Source organism: Aquamicrobium segne (assembly GCF_042656785.1).
GTDB lineage: Bacteria > Pseudomonadota > Alphaproteobacteria > Rhizobiales > Rhizobiaceae > Mesorhizobium > Mesorhizobium segne.
Genome location: NZ_JBHSLL010000025.1, coordinates 172,222 through 189,517 on the forward strand (window position 1 = coordinate 172,222; position 17,296 = coordinate 189,517).

Consider the following 17,296-nt stretch of genomic DNA (forward strand, 5'->3'; position numbering starts at 1 on the left):
CTGTCCAGACACCGGTTCCCGAGATGGGGGCCGGTGTTATGGTGCGGAACCGGCTACTCCGCAGCTTGAGGCATCGGGTTTACCGATACATAGGTTCGGCCATTGGCTTTTTTAGCAAATGTGACAGCACCCGCTTCAAGCGCAAACAGGGTGTGATCCTTGCCCATGCCGACATTGGTGCCGGGATGCCATTGGGTGCCACGTTGACGAATGATGATGTTGCCGGGAACGACAGCTTCCCCGCCGAATTTCTTCACGCCAAGGCGCTTCGACTCCGAATCGCGACCGTTACGCGACGAACCGCCAGCTTTCTTGTGTGCCATTTCAATGCTCCTTTGCGCCGTTTCAGGCGCCTGCAATCCTTATGGACGCGCAATGCGTCCGTTTCAAGTCGTTACAGATAAAAAAATCTGTTACTTCTTTGCCAGTTCCTTGGCCTGCTCGCGCCAGTCACCGATCTGCTCGGCACTGAACGGCATGGCTGCATCGACCTTTTCAATGTCGGCATCGGAGAGCTTGGCGATCTGGGCAAAGGTGGTGATGCCCTGCTCCTTGAGCTGCTCTGCGGCAACAGGGCCAATACCCTTGATGACGGTCAAATCATCCGGCTCGCCCTTGGGGGCCTTGAACAGGGGCGCTGAAGCCTTGTCCTCTGCCTTCTTGGCCGGAGCCTTGGCGGCAGCCTTTTTCGACGGCTTGGCGCCATCGGTCAGAATCTCGGAAATGCGAACCGTGGTCAGAAGCTGGCGATGGCCGATCTTGCGACGTGAATTCTGGCGACGACGCTTCTTGAACGCGATGACGGTGCGGGCCTTGCCCTGCTCCACGATCTCGGCAGCAACGGTTGCCCCTTCCACGAAGGGCGCACCAATGACGACATTGTCGCCTTCGCCATGAGCCAGAACCTGCGCGATCTGGACAATATCACCGGCTTCACCGGCAATTTTTTCGATTTTCAATACGTCGTTGGCGGCCACGCGATATTGCTTGCCGCCCGTTTTGATGACTGCGAACATTTTTTGCCTTTCGCTGTTCGGTCGGCCTTGTGATCCCAAAGTTTCCCGACGCCTGTATTTTAGGAGCAGGATAAAGTGGATCGGCCGTCTTTTTTTTCAGTCTGCGGGTTCAATATGCAACAGGCACAAAGAGTGCATCTTGCGCCGATTGCGGGCCGTTCCTAGCCGGACAAGGTGTAAAAGTCAAGAAAAGCCGCCCTTAATTAAACAGGCGCTGAATACTATTCTATGCCTTTGGTGGGCCCCTGCTACATCTCTTTGAAAACCGGGATGCAATTTCGCAACACAATGCTCATGTTTGGCCTTGTATCGGGAAGCGACTGCCGCTATCTAGGCGCCGCCGGTAACGGTCAACGACTATTTGCGGAGAAGTGGCAGAGTGGTTGAATGCACCGCACTCGAAATGCGGCATGGGTGCAAGCCCATCGGGGGTTCGAATCCCTCCTTCTCCGCCACTGTCTTTTTGCACCCCCAAATGCGCTATTAATCAAACACCCAATGATAATTGCGTCGCCGCCTATGCCTATCGACGCAACAGCAGCGCGACCAGTTCCGCCTGACGGCTGGTTCGCGTCTTCTGAAAAATGTTGCGCATATGAAATGCCACGGTGGTACGTGATATTTCAAAATCGGTGGCGATCTGCGCCAGTTGCCTGCCTTCCAGCAGCGCCACGGCAATGCGGGCTTCGGCTGGAGTGAGGCCATAGGAGGTAGACAATGTCGCCATATCGGTGTCTGTACCTTCAGCCCTTTGTGCCGAGCGGATACGTGCAACCTGACGCAACCGCGCATGAACCGTGGCCAGGAGCAGATCATAATCAATCGGTTTAACAAGATAATCATCGGCCCCAAGGCGTTTACCCTCAACGATCTCACGCGGATCGCCAAGTGCTGATAAAAACACGAATGGAATGCCGGCATAGTCCGCTCCCTTGGCATGGACGGCCTTCAGCAGGTCATAACCGTTGAGATCGGGCATGGAGATGTCGCACAGAATGAGGTCAGGGCGCGCGTTTCTCAACAGATCAAGCGCCTGCCTGCCATTGCTTGCCTCAAGCACCGCATAACCGGCTTCACTTAGCTCATCCGCGATATCGCGGCGCAGGGTCTGTTCATCTTCCACGCAAAGAACCAGATGACGCGCCTTTCCAACGTTGAACTCGTCAGTCATGCGGTCTCCGACAGTTTGGATAAGGCGTCGTTTTTCCCCATTGGAGCGTTTGCCAATGGGAGGCTGAGCGTAAATGTGATCCGGTCGCCATTATCGGCATCGAGTTGCACATCGCCACCTTGCATCCGCGCCAGGGTCCGGGCCATGTAGAGGCCGATGCCGATACCTGGTTGTCCCTCCGCGTTACTCCCGCGAACATAGCGTTCAAACAAGGCGTCGCGCTCAGTTGGGCAGCCAATGGTGCCGTAATTGCTGATTCTGCATTCGGCCTGAGCGCCTGCCGTCGCAACCGCAACAGTGATTGCTGTCCCCTTCTGTGAATATTTCACGGCATTTGACAAAAGGTTGACGAGAATATTTTCGGCATGAACAGGGTCGCAACAGGCCATAACCGGCCTCCCGTTCGGGATATCGACCGTAATTTCCCACTCCGGCGTTTGTTTACTCTGCCCCACACAGATATCGGCAGCAAGTGAGCCAAGGTCACAAGGCTGGCTGCAGATGTCGATCTGCCCGGCATCGAGACGGGCGGCATCAAGCGTGCTTCCAACCAGTCTGGTCAGGCGTGCAATGGCGTGGCGGGCATTGCCGCCACGTTCCAGCACTTCTGCCGGTTCCAGTCTGTCGCTGCGTCGCATCAAGCGCTGCAAGGCAGAATCGACAATGGCAAGCGGTGTGCGAAACTGATGTGAGATCATCGTGCCAAAATTGCGGTAGAGTTCGGCCGTTGCGCGCTCCCGTGTCAAGGCGGCGTCGAGTTCCTGTGTGCGGGCCTGCACCAATTGTTCGAGATGGTCGCGATGATCGGCAATCTCCCGTTGTGCCGCACGCCTTTCGGTAACATCCGTCACCAGCAGGATCGCGCCGACAATATGGTCGCCAGCGCGCAACGAAAAGCAACGCAGATCGACATAAAGCGGCTCGACCTGACCGGGCGGGAAAAATGGCTGGTCAAACAATGCAACGGAGCGGCCATCGAAGGCATCGCCGACTGCGTTTGCAATCCTGTCAATCTGGAAAAAGCCGGATACATCACCCAATATGTTGCCGATCGCGCCGGATGCGGGCAGGCCAAACAGCCGCTCGGCGGCCTCGTTCCACACAGTGCAATGGCGCTGGAGATCGACAGCGACGATACCTTCCCCGCTGGACCCGATGAGAAGTTCGGAAAACGCTTTTTCTTTGTCAAGCAACCGCGCGCGTCGCCGCGCATCGCGGATTGCCAGAACGAAATGGCCGCAAAGGACAGCCCCTGCCAGGGAAATGCCGATCAATGAGACGATGATCTGCCCAAGTTGATTGCGCGACGTGTCGAGCTTGACCCCGAGATCGTCCCATTCAGCCACCATGGCCTTGTTGGCAGCCTGATTGAGCATGGTGCTGTAGGGTTCAAGCAGCACCCGCACAAGCTGGCGGTCATCTGGCTCAAGATCGGCAATCACAGAACCGAGTTCCGGCAGTTTTTGCAGCAGATCATCCAGCACTGCGCCAAAGCCAAGAGCATCCATATGGCGGCGCTGCGGACCATCATCCAGCAGCGCAAGACGGCTTAGAAAGACATTGTAGCGCAGTTCAAGCTCTGACTGGTCAATCTCGCCAATCGCGTGTCTTGCGGCGGCTTCGCCCAGTTGCAGGCTCGAGACATGCGCACGCGAAATTACCCACAACATGTTCTGCGTTGCTTCAATGCGCATATCCCGTTCGACTTCGGACAGGCGGGTCAGCGAAAACGCCAGCAGAATGACAAAGGTCGCGATCGTCAATATCGGCAGGGCAACGCCCAGCAATGCACGCATTTGACCGCTCATTTGATGTCGAGCCCTGTCAACTGCCAGACCCAGCGATAGTCGTATCGAATATCCTGAAGCTCGGCATGCTGATCGCGCGGGTAGACAATCCACAGCGGTCCCTTGTCGCTGGGCAGAAGCGGCTTGCCATCCATCTCATAGGCAACGAGCACATCGAACCTGTCGAATTCGTCGATCGCAATATCGATGGCGTAGTCATTGAGGGCGCTGGCCGTAACCATGGAACCCTGGGCGCCGACATGGTCGAGCAGATCCCGCATCAGGAAGCCGTCGAAGCTGCGCACCCCGTCGGTAACGGCAGTTGTCGTTTCCAGCCGGGTGGCAGGCAATGCCTTCAGCATCTCCATATCGAAATGAGCAGCATCGTCGCGATTGAGTTTTGAAAGCGCGCCCCGGACTTCCAGCACGGTTTCCCCCTGCGGCGGCGGCAAAACCGTCAGGTCATACGCCTGCGCTGAAATCGAAAAGCATATCGACATCATCGTCAGAACAACGGCAAAACATCCCTGCAAATCAGTCTGGCTCCCCAATCTTGCCCGACCCGGCACCATGTCGACCGCTGGTATTTTCATTCTTTAATCTGCGGGCGACCGTTCAGCTACTTATAAGCACTGTTTATGACCATGTCCCTATTCAAACGAACGGGGTGCAAATACCTTCGCCATGCTAGGCTCGCCAGGCCGGGATATTACGGAGGGATATATGTGGGATTTCAACATCGGCAATGCGCTCGGCATGATGGGACGCACCATGCCCTTTATCGTGCTGCGCATGGCAATCTATTTTGGCATTGCCGTCGGCTATGTTCTTGTGACGGGAACGGGGGCCGGTATCGGCTATGGCGTTGGCGGTTTCGGCGATGACGGGTTCCAGGCCAATTCGACCCTCTGGGGCGGAATGATCGGCTTTGGGGTCTTTGGCGCGGTGATGTACTGGGCTCGCGAATATATCCTCTATATCGTCAAGGCTGGACACATCGCCGTTCTGGTCGAACTGATCGATGGCAAGCCGTTACCGGAGGGCAAATCGCAGGTCACCTACGCGACAACAGTGGTAAAGGAACGTTTTGCGCAAGCCAGCGTGCTGTTTGCCGTTGACCAGCTCATCAAGGGTGTGATCGGCGCAATCACCGGTCTGGTGCGCGGTATTCTGTCGATCCTGCCGCTGCCTGGCGCGCGCCAGATCTCCGGTATCCTGCATGCCTTCCTGCGGGTTGCGGTTGGCTTCATCGACGAAGTCATCCTCGCCCATGCCATCCGCACCCGCTCCACCGACCCCTGGGCCTCGGCCAGCGACGCGCTGGTTCTTTACGGCCAGAACTACAAGGTGATGCTCAAGAATGCCGCCTGGCTGGCCATCATCGTCTATCTCCTGAGCTTCATCGTCTTTCTCCTCATGCTGGCCCCGGCAGCTCTCGTCGTCTATCTGATGCCCGGCGCATGGGCAGCTGGCGGCTTCGTCTTTGCTCTGCTGTTTGCGTGGAGCATCAAGGCCGCGCTTTTAGAGCCTTTCGCCATTGCCTGCCTGATGCAGGTCTATTTCAAGACCATCGAAGGCCAGCAGCCTAACCCGGAATGGGAGGCGCGGCTTGAGCAGATGTCGTCGCACTTCCGCAAACTCAAGGCCCGCATTACCGGCGGTGCTGCCCCGCAAACCGCCCGCGATGGAGCATCAGCATGAAATCCTTTCTGAAAGCAACCATTGCTGCGCTCACCCTTGGCGCAACGGCCCTGCCCGCCATTGCGCAGGCACAACCCGGCACAATCCTCGTACTCGACGCCTCCGGCTCGATGTGGGGCCAGATCGACGGGGTAAACAAGATTGCCATCGCTCGTGAGGTGGTTGCAGACATTCTCGCCGATTTTCCAAAAGATCAGAATCTTGGCTTCGTTACCTATGGTCATCGTGAGCGCGGCCAGTGTTCAGACATCCAGACCATCATCGAGCCTGCTCCCGGCACCGCGTCCGAAATCATCGAGATTGTCAACGAACTGACCCCGCGCGGCATGACGCCGATGACCGATGCCGTCATTGCTGCGGCACAAGCACTGCGCCACACCGAACAGCCCGCCACGGTCATTCTGGTCTCGGACGGGATCGAAACCTGCAACCCCGACCCATGCGCCGCGGCCCGCACACTGGAGCAGGCAGGCATCGACTTTACAGCGCATGTTATTGGTTTCGATGTGCAAGATGAGCCTGAGGCGCTGTTGCAGATGCAATGTCTTGCCGGAGAAACCGGCGGGCGCTTTCTCACCGCCGACAACGCTCAGGAACTTTCTGAGGCGCTGCAACAGGTCGTTGCCGCACCGGTCAGCATGGTTCTGGATGACCCGCAGCCAGATCCTGCCCAGGCCACGGTCAGTGCTCCCGCACAGATCGTCGTCGGCTCCGCTTTTGCAGTTACATGGGAAGCCGAAGGGCTCAATCCCCGCGACTATGTCACCATTGTTCCCGCTGGCGCCAAGGACGGCAGCTACACCAATTACGACCGCGTAAAAGACAAGGCCGAGGCCAGTTTGCGCGCGCCTGCCGAACCGGGCCTTTACGAGGTGCGGCTTCAAACCGAGGGCGATAGCCGGGTTCTGGCGATCACCCCCGTAGAGGTGGTGGATGTGGACGTCACGGTCAGCGCCCCTGCCAAGGTGGTTGTGGGCTCAGTCTTCCCCGTCAGTTGGGTGGCTGAGGGCCTACATCCCCGCGACTATGTCACCATCGTTCCCGCTGGCGCCAAGGACGGCGCCTATACCAATTACTATCGCATGGAAGGCAAGACAGAAGGGCGGCTGCGCGCACCTGCCGAGCCGGGTCTTTACGAGGTGCGGCTTCAGATGGAGGGAAGCGGCCGTGTGCTGGCGACAACCCCGATTGAGGTCACAGATGTGGACGTCACCGTATCGGCTCCCGCCGAGGTTCTGGTCGGTTCGCAATTTGCAGTAACGTGGGCCGCTGAAGGTCTGCATCCCCGCGACTATGTCACCATCGTTCCTGCTGGCGCCAAGGACGGCAGCTACACCAATTATGATCGCATGGAAGGCAAGACTGAAGGGCAGCTGCGCGCACCTGCCGAGCCGGGTCTTTATGAAGTGCGGCTTCAGATGGAGGGAAGCGGCCGTGTGCTGGCGACAACCCCGGTCGAGGTGCTGGAAGGCAATGTCACCGTCAGCGGGCCAAACCGGGTGCGCGCCGGAACAGAAGTGGCGCTTGGCTGGACCGGGGCCATCTATTCACGTGACTATATCACCATCGTGCCCGCCGGGGCCGAGGATGGGCAATATGCTGGTTACATCCGCGTTGAAAGCGCCACCGAAGGCAAGATGAAAGCGCCTGCCGAGACCGGACTTTATGAGATTCGCTATCATCTGGAGGGTTCAAACCGGGTCATGGCTCGTGCCCCGCTTGAGGTGCTGGCTGCCGATGCGCCCATGGATGACGGCGCAGGGCTGGTGGTGCCCGCAACCGGGAAGCCGGGCGAGACGATCACGGTGACCTGGACCGGCGGTGCCGACAGCGCCGATCAGAGGGTCACGCTTGCGCGCGCCGATCAGGCTGATTTTGTCTGGATTCATGCGGAAAGCGCCATCGGCCGCAACAGTCTGGAAATGACGCTTCCAGATGCACCCGGCACATATGAAGTGCGGTTCCTCGACATAAATGCCCGCTCGGTGCTTGGCCGTTCAATCGTAGAGGTACAGCCATGAGACGAATGCCTCCTCAAACCGCCATGCTGGCAGTCACTGTCGCCATCACCATGGCCATTGCCGCCACACCGGGCCGGGCCGAGATCGACGGTCATGGTCCCGATGCGTGGCGGGTGACCGGCGTCTCGCCAGATGACAGGCTCAATGCGCGCATGGGGCCGGGCACCAACTTTCCGGTGATCGAGACATTTGCCCATAATGAGCGCCGCATGCAGCAGGTCACCTGCGTGCCATTCTATACGCCTGCCCATTATGAGCGCATGACCCAAGCCCAGATTGCTGCCCTGCCGGCGCGCTGGTGTTTGATGCGCAACGCCGAGTTGAGCAAGGCCGGATGGGTTGCACAACGGTTCATTGCGCCTGAAGACGAAGGGGACGCAAGCGCCGAAATGGCCTCAAGCCGCGCATCGGGGCAGTCGAAAGTCGAACCTTATGCGCCAGCGGCAAATATTGATCCGGTTGCTCAGGCGCAGGACCTCGTGCGCGAAGTCTATGAACGTGAGTTCCTGTCCGAGAGCGGCAACATCCCTGGCCCCTTTGATCCATCGGTGGCAGACAGCTACTTTACCAGCGATATCGTTGCCTGGCTTGCCTCAGGAAATGCTGGCGCCCACCCGCTCTATGGCGCCCAGGATTTCGATGGCGCAATTGGAGAGCCGACACCCGACCCTGACCAGCCCATGTTTCGGGGCATGATCACCATCAATGTCGATTTCACAAATTTCGGCCAGCAGCAACGCGCCATATTTTACCTGCGCGCCGATACGACAAAACCAGGTGCTCCCTTGCGCATATTCAGAGTGGAGCATGATGGCTGGTCATATCCATGACACAGACAAAGCCTCATGAAATCCATCGCAATCATGGCGCAAGTTCAGAGGTGCGGAGAATTTTTCTATAAAGAATAAATTATAATCTGAAAATTTTCATAAGAAAAAAATTAGGTTGACTATCAACCCATACTGAAAATACTGTTCAGATATAAAAATGGGGATGGGCAATGGGAACTGGCGATGCGCGCCTTGCTGGATAAGGTCGACCGGAAGCTGGTCAGGCTTTTGTCGGATGATGCACGGGCAGGAACCAATCAGATTGCCGAACGGCTGGATCTGAGTCCGCCAACGGTCCGCACCCGTCTGAAAGCACTTTTTGACAACAGGCTTTTTCGGCTCTCCGGCGTCGTCAATGTGACGGAGCGGCCTGAATTGATCGTCGCCATTCTCGGCATTCATGCAAACGGGCAAGGCCGTTTGGACGAAGTTGCCAAAAAAATGTCCGAGCTTCCATTTGTGACATCTGTCAGTATTGTTACCGGACGCTACGACCTGATTTGCGAAGTTTTATTTGAAGGAGACATGGAAGAGCTTTACCGGGTGACCAGCGAGTTGCTGCCCAATCTTGCAGAACCCGGCGTTATCCGGGGAAGTGAGACCTTTGTTGTCATGAAGGCGCATAACAAGTGGCTCAGCCTGCCCCGTGGTGTATGGGAGAGTGATCGCTAAAACCTGTCTCCCGAACTTAAGAACCAGTTTCGGGATAAAGACATGCGCAAAACAGATAAGAAGTTCAAAGTAGTTTCTTTCAAATATAAAATATTACAATTTTGTTCAAAAGGAGGAGAATCAAAATGTTGAGCAAGGTAAAGGCGCTTTTGGGGTCAGCATTGTTTCTGGCGCTTGCAGCTTATGTGGCAAGTCCGGTCAGCGCTGAAGCCGGAACGCTTGATGACATTGTGGCGCGCGGCGAACTGCGTGTCGCCGTCCAGACACAGGGCCCTCCGTTCTCGTTCATGGACAAGAACGGCACAAGAACCGGCAGCGCCATTGAACTGACTGAATTGATGGCCAAGGAGATGGGGGTCAAGATCACCTATCTTGATTTCGACTGGGATGGCCTGATCCCTGCCCTGCTTTCGGGCAAGGCAGATATTCTGGCGGCCGATATGACCGCAACGCTGGCGCGCGCCACCAAGGTTGCCTTCACCAAGCCATGGATCCATGTCGGTGCTGTTGCCTTCACCAAGACCGGCGGAGAGTTTGCAAGCCTTGAGGACTGCAAGAAGCCGGGGACGACGATTGCGGTTCTTCTTGGCTCAACCGCAGAAAAAAGCGTTCCCAACTTTTTCCCGGAAGCCGAGGTCAAGGCCTATAAGGGCGGCGGCACCATTGTGCTGGATGCCGTATCGTCAGGTCAGGCTCAGTGCGGCGTCAATGACAACACCGCTGTTGCCGCTCAAATCCTCAACTATCCCGAAAACACCTTCACGGTCTTTGACGAGATGTTGACCGCCGAACCGCTGGCCTATGCCGTGCGCTATGACTCGCAGGACCTGCTCATCTGGAGCAATCTCTTCATCGACACGATCGCACTGGACGGTCGCCTGAAGCAGAACCTCGATTACTGGGTAAATTCCAGCAAATGGCAGGATGACCACTAAACCTGTCTCCTGAAGATGAAAGTCAGCTTCAGGGCAAAGACAGGCGACGAAAACAAGAGCTGTGAGCATCGGAGTGTTCCGATGCTCACTTTAAAGTTTTAGAGCGCATCATGATCTTTCGGATTTGTTTCCTGCGCTTTTAGAGCGCCGTGCGTCCAAACGGACGCACAAAGGACGCTCTAACACTTTGAATGAGCATCGGAATAATCCGAAAACCGATTCCACTTTTCGGTCCGATGCTCTAAGCTTTGTTTTAGCTGCATTGCGTTTGCGTCAGATGGCACCATCTGTGCTCACAAAGTGCTCCAAGGTCAGGCCTCGCACTTTCAAGGCACATATGAGCGTCTCAGCATAGCGCTTGCGCCCGCTCATTTTATCCGGACATGATTGGCACACCATGCTTGGCAATCTGAATACACGTGTAATCCTGGAATATCTGCCCGATCTTTGGGTGGGGTTTCTCAACACGCTGATGCTTTCGGCAGCCGGCTTTACCGGAGCTTTCATTATCGGAATCATTGCCTGCGCGATCAGCATACAGCCGCTGCGCTGGCTGCAAGCTGTGGGCATTGCCTATATTGATCTGATCCGCTCAACACCGCTTTTGGTGCAACTATATTTTCTTTATTTCGGCTTGCCGCGTCTGGGGATATTGCTGCCTGAATTTACCATCGGCATTATTGCACTGGCGCTGAATTCAGGCGCTTACATGGCTGAAATCATTCGTTCGGGCATATTGTCCATTCCGCGCGGACAATTCGAGGCAGCGCTCAGTTCAGGCTTTTCCTATCTGCAACGCATGCGGCTGATCATCCTGCCGCAGGCGGTGCGGCCCACCATCTCCCCGATGATCGGGCAAGCCATCGTGCTGGTCAAGGATTCATCACTCCTGTCACTGATTTCAGTGGTTGAACTGACCCGTGTCGGCCAGAAGATCGCGCTGGATCGCTTCATGCCGGTTGAGGGACTGGTGGCCACGGCAGTCGGTTTTCTGCTGATCTATTATCTGCTCAAGGCGCTGGCTGCCTCCTGGGCACGTTTCAACCGCGCTGGCTCGTAAGAAAGGGAGAGTGACATGCTCTGGTTTCAAATCGAGCGGCTGTGGAACTACTGGCCCATTCTGATGAAGGGGCTTGGGATGACAATCTCGCTGTCACTGCTGTCGCTTGTGGCAGGCATGATTGTCGGGCTGCTGTTTGGTCTTGCCCGAACCAGCCGCAACCGCTGGCTTTCAGGGGTTTGTGGGCTTTATATCGACCTGTTTCGCGGAACGCCGTTTCTGGTGCAGGTCTTTATCTGCTTTTTCATCCTGCCGGCTGTCGGCATCGAGCTTTCCGCCTTCAGCGCCGGGGTGCTTGCCCTTTCCAATATGGCGGCCTGCTTCATTGGCGAGATCGTTGCTGCCGGTATCGAGGCAGTTCCAAAGGGACAGGATGAAGCCGCCATTGCCTCAGGCTTCACCCATTGGCAAAAGCTTCGGCTGATCATCCTGCCGCAAGCCCTTCAGATCATGCGCCCCACACTGGTCGGGCAGTTCATTTTGCTGGTCAAGGATTCGTCGGTCGTCTCGGCAATCGGCATCATGGACCTGACCCGCTCGGGCTGGATGATCGTGCAGAACATTCCAAACGGCCTGCTGGTATTTGGCGTGGTCGGGCTTGGATATCTGATCGTCTGTTATCCAATGATCTATCTGTCGCGCCGGATGGAACGCGGCACACAATCTCCCATTCTCTAGCCGGGCGGTCCAATGATTGATTTTCAAGGTCTGAATAAATGGTTTGGCAGCGCGCTGCATGTGCTCAATGACATCAATCTGCATGTCGAGAAAGGAGAGGTCGTCGTCGTATGCGGTCCCTCCGGCTCTGGCAAAAGCACGCTGATCCGCTGTGTAAACGGGCTGGAGCCATTCCAGTCGGGAAAGCTGCTGGTTGACGGGTTCGACCTTGGCGGCAAGCCATCACTTTTACGAAAACTGCGCATGGAAATCGGTTTCGTTTTCCAGCAGTTCAATCTGTATCCGCACAAGACGGCCCTGGAAAACGTAACGCTGGCCCCCATTCATGTGCGCGGCCTGTCAAAAGCCGAGGCAGATGCGCGCGGCAGAGAAATTCTCACCAAGGTCGGGCTGGCCGACCGTATGCAGAACTATCCAGGCCAGCTTTCAGGCGGCCAGCAGCAGCGCGTCGCCATTGCCCGGTCACTGTGCATGCAGCCAAGGGTGATGCTGTTTGATGAACCCACTTCCGCCCTTGATCCTGAGATGATCAATGAGGTGCTCGATGTCATGGTAGGGCTTGCCAAAGAAGGCATGACCATGATCGTCGTCACCCATGAAATGGGCTTTGCCCGCAAGGTTGCCGATCGTGTGGTGTTTATGGATCAGGGCATGATCATCGAAAGCGGCGAACCTGAAAGCTTCTTCAACAATCCACAAAATGAGCGTACACGCGATTTTCTGAGCAAAATCCTTCAATATTGACATTTTGCTCATTCAGAACGTTTCTTGTTTTAGTCGCATTGTGCTTGTGTCAGATGATTTCATCTGTACTCACAAAATGCTCTAGGCAAGGCTTCAGGCAGCCCCGCTTTATCAAAAAGCCAACCAGACCATCCTTTGAGATTTCAACACCATGTTTCCAATCAATCTCAGCACTCCCTGTCAATTCGACGGCCCGCTGCCAGACATGGTTGACGTGACCATTATTGGCGGTGGCATCATTGGTGTCATGACCGCATGGGAACTGGCCCGACGGGGGCGCAAGGTTCTGATCTGCGAAAAAGGTCGGGTTGCCGCCGAACAGTCCAGCCGCAACTGGGGATGGATCCGTCAACAGGACCGCGATTATGCGGAACTGCCGATCATGATGGAATCCCTGCAGATCTGGAACGGCTTAAACAGCAAGCTGCGCGAAGAGATCGGTTTTCGCCAGCGGGGCATCACCTATCTGGCCAGAAATGCTGAAAAACTGCGTGCATATGAAACCTGGCTTGATGGCGCCCGCGCTTACGGGGTCGATACACGCATGCTTTCCATGCGTGAAACACAAGCCATGCTGCCCAATGCAGCGGGGGGCTGGGTGGGTGCCATGACAACACCTTCCGACGCCATGGCGGAACCCTTCCTGGCGGTGCCGGCACTGGCCAGGGCGGCCTCCCAAGACGGGGTCATGATCCGTGAAAATTGCGCCGCAAGAGCGCTTGAAATCACCAATGGCCGGTTGCAGGGTGTGATAACCGAAAAAGGCCATGTCAAATGTGATCGGGTGGTTGTTGCAGCCGGTGCGTGGAGTTCACTGTTTCTCAAGCCCCACAATATTCAGCTTCCACAGCTTTCGGTTTTATCCTCGGTGATGCAGACCGAACCTGTTGCAGAATTTTTCAATGCCGCAGCAGGCGATGGTCGCTTCGCGTTTCGCCACCGGGCGGATGGAGGCTACACACTCTCCCCATGGGAAGAGCATGACTTTTTCATCGGCCCTGATGCGTTCCGCAATTTTTTCGCCTATCTGCCGACCCTGAGACAGGAATTTTCCAGCACCCATTTCAGACTGGCAGCACCACAAAACTATCCCGATGCCTGGCAAACCCCACGGCGCTGGCATGCGGATGAAAAAACCCCGTTTGAAAATTGCAGAATCCTTAATCCGAAACCCAGCCGGAAGACGCTGGAGCGGGTTTTGGCGCTTTTTTCCAAAGCGTTTCCCAAGATTGGCCGCCCCAAAATCCAGAACTCCTGGGGCGGGATGATCGACACCATGCCCGATATTTTGCCGGTTGTAGATCATGCACATATCAGTGGCTTGACAATTGCAACAGGCATGAGCGGGCACGGTTTTGGCATCGGCCCCGGCATGGGCAAGGTGACAGCCGATCTGGTCGAAGAGCAAAAACCGGCACATGCGCTGGAAGCCTTTGCCCTGAAACGCTTCAAAAATCCCAAATAACTTAGAGCATGATCTTAGAAAAGTTGCAGACTTTTCAGATAAGATCATGCGTAGAGATAAGGACTTAGAGCATTTGTGCGACGCCAGATGTAACCATCTGTGCTCACAAAATGCTCTAAAATCCGATACGGGGTGGTCCGGGAAAATCCTCGCCTTTTTCCAGCGCATCGGCAAAGCCATGATTGATGTCGCGGTGCAGGGCCTCGTCCTCACGGATTGCAGCAATGACATCGCTCAGACGGGCGTCTGGCGCCAGATTCCAGTAGGCAATCGCCAATTCAGGCGCTGGCGGATTTTCCTGCTGGCCCTCACCGATGCTGTCGAGATAGTGGCCATATCCACGCACCGCATTTTCGGCAAAATAGCCGGAGATACGGTGGCCGGTGCGCGGCGAAATCAGATAAATCAGAAAATAGGCATTGTAAAAAAACCCTTGCGCCAGCAGAACGATGAGCCGCTCAAACAGGCTGGGCCGATCGACCGCAACAAACACCATCAAGTGCACCCGCTGCGTTTCAGCCTCATTCATCAGGACGCGGATCCAGCCGCGATCATCGATCATCAGCCGCAGGCATCTCAAATGCAGCAGCGTTGCCGCAACCATGCCGGGGACAGCGGCAATTGTTTCTAAAACGATGGTGCGATGGCGGTAGCGCCTGCCAAACAGCGCCCCGGCACAGAACTGGACCATGCCGACCAGGCGGTAAGCAATCCGGTCGGCGAGCAAACGGGGTACATGGTGGCGCGACAGATCTGTCTTGTCGATGGTCAGCATGGCTTACAGCATCATCCTATGGCATCTTTCATATTATAAGCAGATCAACTTCGCGCAAAGACCAATAGCAAAACCGGTTGCACATTCTGTTAAGGTGCAGCCCGGTAAAAACAGCAGCATCTGGTCCTTGCATATCCGGGCATATCCCGTTTTACAATAAAACGGGCGATGCTGGCAAAATTGCACGACCCTTGCAGGGCAAGCTGTCTTATAACGGCCGCATCGGGGTGAACAGGGGATCGGAAACACTGGTGATGGCGGACAGGGATACGGACCTGAACGTATTGGCGGGTACCGAAATTTTCCGTTCCCTGCCGATGGAGATCATCGATGAGGCACGGCGTCTGGCTGTGCGCAAACGCCTGTCCCGAAGAGAAGCGCTCTATCATCAAGGCGACAGCGCCGACAGCTTCCATATCGTCATTGTCGGTCGTCTGCGCGCCATCCAGATTGCCCCCGACGGCAGCCAGGTGGCCTTGCGCTATCTCGGCCCCGGCGAAATGGCAGGCTATGCCGCGCTGGCCGGACTGGCCACCTATCCCGGCACGGTAAGTGCTGTTGAAGACACCCATCTGTTTTCCTGGCCCACTCCAGTCATCCGCGACCTGATGGGCAAATATGCGCAGATTGCCATCAACGCCCTTGCCGTTCTTGGATCACGCTATCAGGAAACCCAGACGCGGTTGCGCGAGCTTTCCACCGAAACCGTGGAGCGACGCATTGCCCATACGCTGACCCGACTGGCAAAACAGGCCGGGCGGCGAACCGCAATGGGAATTGAAATCTGCTTTCCGCTGTCACGTCAGGATTTTGCCGAACTGGCTGGAACATCGCTCCATACCGTCAGCAGAACACTCAGCGCCTGGGAAAAGGACGGGATCGTATCGAGTTCACATCGCTACATCGTCATCCATCAACCTGATTTCCTGAAGCAGATCGAGAATGAAGCCTCGTAGCTGTTTTGGAGCCTGACAAAGAACTGCCTGCTTATTACCCTTGTTAGCGCTTGTTATCACTTACTCCCGCGGCAGGCCGTCGCACCTGAACAAAAGATCAAAACCTTGCCCCGCAGCAAAGTTTTTGCCGGCCACCCCTTTATGACTGTTGTCAACAACAAGCCATGAAGGAGAGTGAAAATGCTGACGAGACGCGAAGCCCTGTTTGGCACGATGACCGGAGCAGCCACCGCCGCCCTCATGACGGCGGTCACCGCAACGCCGGCCAAGGCCCGCGCCCCGGCAGTGGACGTCAACTCCCTGTCACGTGAGCGGGTCGAGCTGGTCAAGCCGCCCTTCGTGCATGCGCACCAGCAGGTTGCAACCGGCGGCCCCAAAATCGTCGAGTTCCAACTGGTTGTGAAAGAACAGCCGATGGTCATCGACGATGAAGGAACCGTCATGCAGGCGATGACCTATAATGGCTCGATCCCAGCCCCGATGATGGTGGTGCATGAAGGCGACTATATCGAACTGACGCTGATCAACCCTGAAAGCAACGAAATGCCGCATAATGTTGACTTCCATGCGGCAACGGGAGCTTTAGGCGGTGCAGCCCTTACCCATGTCAATCCCGGCGAGCAGGCAACCTTGCGTTTCAAGGCAGACAGAGCCGGAACCTTCGTCTATCACTGCGCGCCGGAAGGCATGATCCCATGGCACGTCGTGACGGGCATGAGCGGCACCGTCATGGTGCTGCCGCGTGAGGGGCTGAAGGACGAGAACGGCCAGCCGCTGCACTATGACAAGATCTTCTATATCGGCGAGAATGATTTCTATATTCCGCGCGATGAAAACGGGAAGTTCAAGAACTTTGAATCGCTCGGCGACAGCTATAGCGAGACGCTGGAGGTCATGCGCGGGCTCATCCCCAGCCATGTGGTCTTCAACGGCAAGGTCGGGGCTTTGACCGGCGACAATGCGCTCAAGGCCAATGTCGGTGAAACGGTGCTGTTTGTTCACGCACAGGCCAACCGCGACACCCGTCCGCATCTGATCGGCGGACATGGTGACTATGTCTGGGAGCTTGGCAAGTTCAATGATACGCCTGCCAAAGATCTGGAGACCTGGTTCATCCGTGGCGGTTCTGCCGGGGCAGCACTCTATACTTTCAAGCAGCCGGGCGTTTACGCCTATGTCAACCACAATCTCATCGAGGCGGCCGAACTGGGCGCCACCGCACATGTGATGGTGGAAGGTGAATGGGACAACGACCTGATGGCGCAGATCAGCCCTCCCGGCCCGATCGCCATCCTCTGACGGGCTGATACCTGTAAATGCGTAAATAGCGGCCCGTCAAAAATTCGGCGGGCCGCTTTTTTGTGAAAGCATCTTGTCACCGGATAAAAACATCTGACTGCACAGTGCTTTAGAGCATTTCTTGTTTTCATGGAAACGCATGAAATGCTCTAAATTCTTGTTTTAGCCGCATTTGTGCGACGCCAG

General features: G+C 56.1%; 17 protein-coding genes and 1 tRNA gene. 12 read left to right on the forward strand and 6 right to left on the reverse strand.

Annotated elements, in window-relative coordinates:
* Positions 1-53: 53 nt before the first annotated feature.
* Both rpmA and rplU read right to left on the reverse strand, forming a co-directional pair.
* Entirely contained in the window at positions 54-323 is a 270-nt protein-coding gene (rpmA, locus tag ACFPLB_RS09485; RefSeq protein ID WP_378229103.1) for a 50S ribosomal protein L27, read from the reverse strand.
* A gap of 90 nt (positions 324-413) precedes the next feature.
* On the reverse strand, positions 414-1,016 hold the full coding sequence (rplU, locus tag ACFPLB_RS09490) for a 50S ribosomal protein L21 (RefSeq protein WP_378229104.1): 603 nt from the start codon (positions 1,014-1,016) through the stop codon (positions 414-416).
* Positions 1,017-1,381: 365 nt separating this feature from the next.
* On the opposite strand from rplU, the gene ACFPLB_RS09495 reads away from it, so the two are divergent.
* Positions 1,382-1,471, forward strand: a tRNA-Ser gene (locus tag ACFPLB_RS09495).
* 68 nt (positions 1,472-1,539) lie between these two features.
* Here ACFPLB_RS09495 and ACFPLB_RS09500 read toward each other — a convergent pair.
* From ACFPLB_RS09500 to ACFPLB_RS09510, 3 genes are read right to left on the reverse strand one after another with little or no spacing between them, the layout of a single operon-like run.
* Positions 1,540-2,187, reverse strand: a complete 648-nt coding sequence (locus tag ACFPLB_RS09500; RefSeq protein ID WP_378229105.1) for a response regulator — start codon at positions 2,185-2,187, stop codon at positions 1,540-1,542.
* On the reverse strand, positions 2,184-3,983 hold the full coding sequence (locus ACFPLB_RS09505) for a sensor histidine kinase (protein ID WP_378229106.1): 1,800 nt from the start codon (positions 3,981-3,983) through the stop codon (positions 2,184-2,186). Before ACFPLB_RS09505 ends, ACFPLB_RS09500 begins: the two co-directional genes overlap by 4 nt.
* A gap of 8 nt (positions 3,984-3,991) precedes the next feature.
* Positions 3,992-4,567, reverse strand: coding sequence for a putative pterin-binding protein (locus ACFPLB_RS09510; RefSeq protein ID WP_378229107.1), 576 nt, complete (start codon positions 4,565-4,567; stop codon positions 3,992-3,994).
* Between the two features lie 130 nt (positions 4,568-4,697).
* Here ACFPLB_RS09510 and ACFPLB_RS09515 point away from each other — a divergent pair, with 130 nt between their 5' ends.
* The 9 genes from ACFPLB_RS09515 to ACFPLB_RS09555 all read left to right on the forward strand — a co-directional run bounded on the left by ACFPLB_RS09515 (position 4,698) and on the right by ACFPLB_RS09555 (position 14,080).
* Positions 4,698-5,675, forward strand: coding sequence for a hypothetical protein (locus ACFPLB_RS09515; protein WP_378229108.1), 978 nt, complete (start codon positions 4,698-4,700; stop codon positions 5,673-5,675).
* A complete protein-coding gene (locus tag ACFPLB_RS09520; protein ID WP_378229109.1) occupies positions 5,672-7,696 on the forward strand; it encodes a vWA domain-containing protein in 2,025 nt (674 codons plus the stop codon). The genes ACFPLB_RS09515 and ACFPLB_RS09520 overlap by 4 nt, the downstream gene beginning before the upstream one ends.
* Positions 7,693-8,526, forward strand: coding sequence for an SH3 domain-containing protein (locus tag ACFPLB_RS09525; protein WP_378229110.1), 834 nt, complete (start codon positions 7,693-7,695; stop codon positions 8,524-8,526). Before ACFPLB_RS09520 ends, ACFPLB_RS09525 begins: the two co-directional genes overlap by 4 nt.
* A gap of 183 nt (positions 8,527-8,709) precedes the next feature.
* Complete coding sequence (locus ACFPLB_RS09530) at positions 8,710-9,198, forward strand: Lrp/AsnC family transcriptional regulator (RefSeq protein WP_378229111.1); 489 nt, start codon at positions 8,710-8,712, stop codon at positions 9,196-9,198.
* A 125-nt stretch (positions 9,199-9,323) separates the two neighbouring features.
* The gene (locus ACFPLB_RS09535) at positions 9,324-10,133 is read left to right on the forward strand and encodes an ABC transporter substrate-binding protein (RefSeq protein ID WP_378229112.1); all 810 of its coding nucleotides are present in this window, start codon (positions 9,324-9,326) and stop codon (positions 10,131-10,133) included.
* Positions 10,134-10,530: 397 nt separating this feature from the next.
* Positions 10,531-11,193, forward strand: coding sequence for an amino acid ABC transporter permease (locus ACFPLB_RS09540; RefSeq protein ID WP_378229113.1), 663 nt, complete (start codon positions 10,531-10,533; stop codon positions 11,191-11,193).
* 15 nt (positions 11,194-11,208) lie between these two features.
* Positions 11,209-11,871, forward strand: coding sequence for an amino acid ABC transporter permease (locus ACFPLB_RS09545; protein ID WP_378229114.1), 663 nt, complete (start codon positions 11,209-11,211; stop codon positions 11,869-11,871).
* Positions 11,872-11,883: 12 nt separating this feature from the next.
* Complete coding sequence (locus tag ACFPLB_RS09550; RefSeq protein ID WP_378229115.1) at positions 11,884-12,615, forward strand: amino acid ABC transporter ATP-binding protein; 732 nt, start codon at positions 11,884-11,886, stop codon at positions 12,613-12,615.
* Positions 12,616-12,820: 205 nt separating this feature from the next.
* A complete protein-coding gene (locus ACFPLB_RS09555) occupies positions 12,821-14,080 on the forward strand; it encodes an NAD(P)/FAD-dependent oxidoreductase (RefSeq protein WP_378229116.1) in 1,260 nt (419 codons plus the stop codon).
* A gap of 115 nt (positions 14,081-14,195) precedes the next feature.
* Here the strand turns inward: ACFPLB_RS09555 and ACFPLB_RS09560 are convergent, their stop codons facing one another.
* On the reverse strand, positions 14,196-14,855 hold the full coding sequence (locus ACFPLB_RS09560; RefSeq protein ID WP_378229117.1) for an alternative oxidase: 660 nt from the start codon (positions 14,853-14,855) through the stop codon (positions 14,196-14,198).
* A 254-nt stretch (positions 14,856-15,109) separates the two neighbouring features.
* Here ACFPLB_RS09560 and ACFPLB_RS09565 point away from each other — a divergent pair, with 254 nt between their 5' ends.
* Entirely contained in the window at positions 15,110-15,811 is a 702-nt protein-coding gene (locus tag ACFPLB_RS09565; protein WP_378229221.1) for a Crp/Fnr family transcriptional regulator, read from the forward strand.
* Between the two features lie 180 nt (positions 15,812-15,991).
* Complete coding sequence (gene nirK, locus ACFPLB_RS09570) at positions 15,992-17,110, forward strand: copper-containing nitrite reductase (protein ID WP_378229118.1); 1,119 nt, start codon at positions 15,992-15,994, stop codon at positions 17,108-17,110.
* Positions 17,111-17,296: the final 186 nt, after the last annotated feature.

Coding starts and splice junctions, on each gene's coding strand:
- rpmA (WP_378229103.1), bottom strand. CDS start 323: ATGGCACACAAGAAAGCTGGCGGTTCGTCGCGTAACGGTCGCGATTCG.
- rplU (WP_378229104.1), bottom strand. CDS start 1,016: ATGTTCGCAGTCATCAAAACGGGCGGCAAGCAATATCGCGTGGCCGCC.
- ACFPLB_RS09500 (WP_378229105.1), bottom strand. CDS start 2,187: ATGACTGACGAGTTCAACGTTGGAAAGGCGCGTCATCTGGTTCTTTGC.
- ACFPLB_RS09505 (WP_378229106.1), bottom strand. CDS start 3,983: ATGCGTGCATTGCTGGGCGTTGCCCTGCCGATATTGACGATCGCGACC.
- ACFPLB_RS09510 (WP_378229107.1), bottom strand. CDS start 4,567: ATGAAAATACCAGCGGTCGACATGGTGCCGGGTCGGGCAAGATTGGGG.
- ACFPLB_RS09515 (WP_378229108.1), top strand. CDS start 4,698: ATGTGGGATTTCAACATCGGCAATGCGCTCGGCATGATGGGACGCACC.
- ACFPLB_RS09520 (WP_378229109.1), top strand. CDS start 5,672: ATGAAATCCTTTCTGAAAGCAACCATTGCTGCGCTCACCCTTGGCGCA.
- ACFPLB_RS09525 (WP_378229110.1), top strand. CDS start 7,693: ATGAGACGAATGCCTCCTCAAACCGCCATGCTGGCAGTCACTGTCGCC.
- ACFPLB_RS09530 (WP_378229111.1), top strand. CDS start 8,710: ATGCGCGCCTTGCTGGATAAGGTCGACCGGAAGCTGGTCAGGCTTTTG.
- ACFPLB_RS09535 (WP_378229112.1), top strand. CDS start 9,324: ATGTTGAGCAAGGTAAAGGCGCTTTTGGGGTCAGCATTGTTTCTGGCG.
- ACFPLB_RS09540 (WP_378229113.1), top strand. CDS start 10,531: ATGCTTGGCAATCTGAATACACGTGTAATCCTGGAATATCTGCCCGAT.
- ACFPLB_RS09545 (WP_378229114.1), top strand. CDS start 11,209: ATGCTCTGGTTTCAAATCGAGCGGCTGTGGAACTACTGGCCCATTCTG.
- ACFPLB_RS09550 (WP_378229115.1), top strand. CDS start 11,884: ATGATTGATTTTCAAGGTCTGAATAAATGGTTTGGCAGCGCGCTGCAT.
- ACFPLB_RS09555 (WP_378229116.1), top strand. CDS start 12,821: ATGGTTGACGTGACCATTATTGGCGGTGGCATCATTGGTGTCATGACC.
- ACFPLB_RS09560 (WP_378229117.1), bottom strand. CDS start 14,855: ATGCTGACCATCGACAAGACAGATCTGTCGCGCCACCATGTACCCCGT.
- ACFPLB_RS09565 (WP_378229221.1), top strand. CDS start 15,110: ATGGCGGACAGGGATACGGACCTGAACGTATTGGCGGGTACCGAAATT.
- nirK (WP_378229118.1), top strand. CDS start 15,992: ATGCTGACGAGACGCGAAGCCCTGTTTGGCACGATGACCGGAGCAGCC.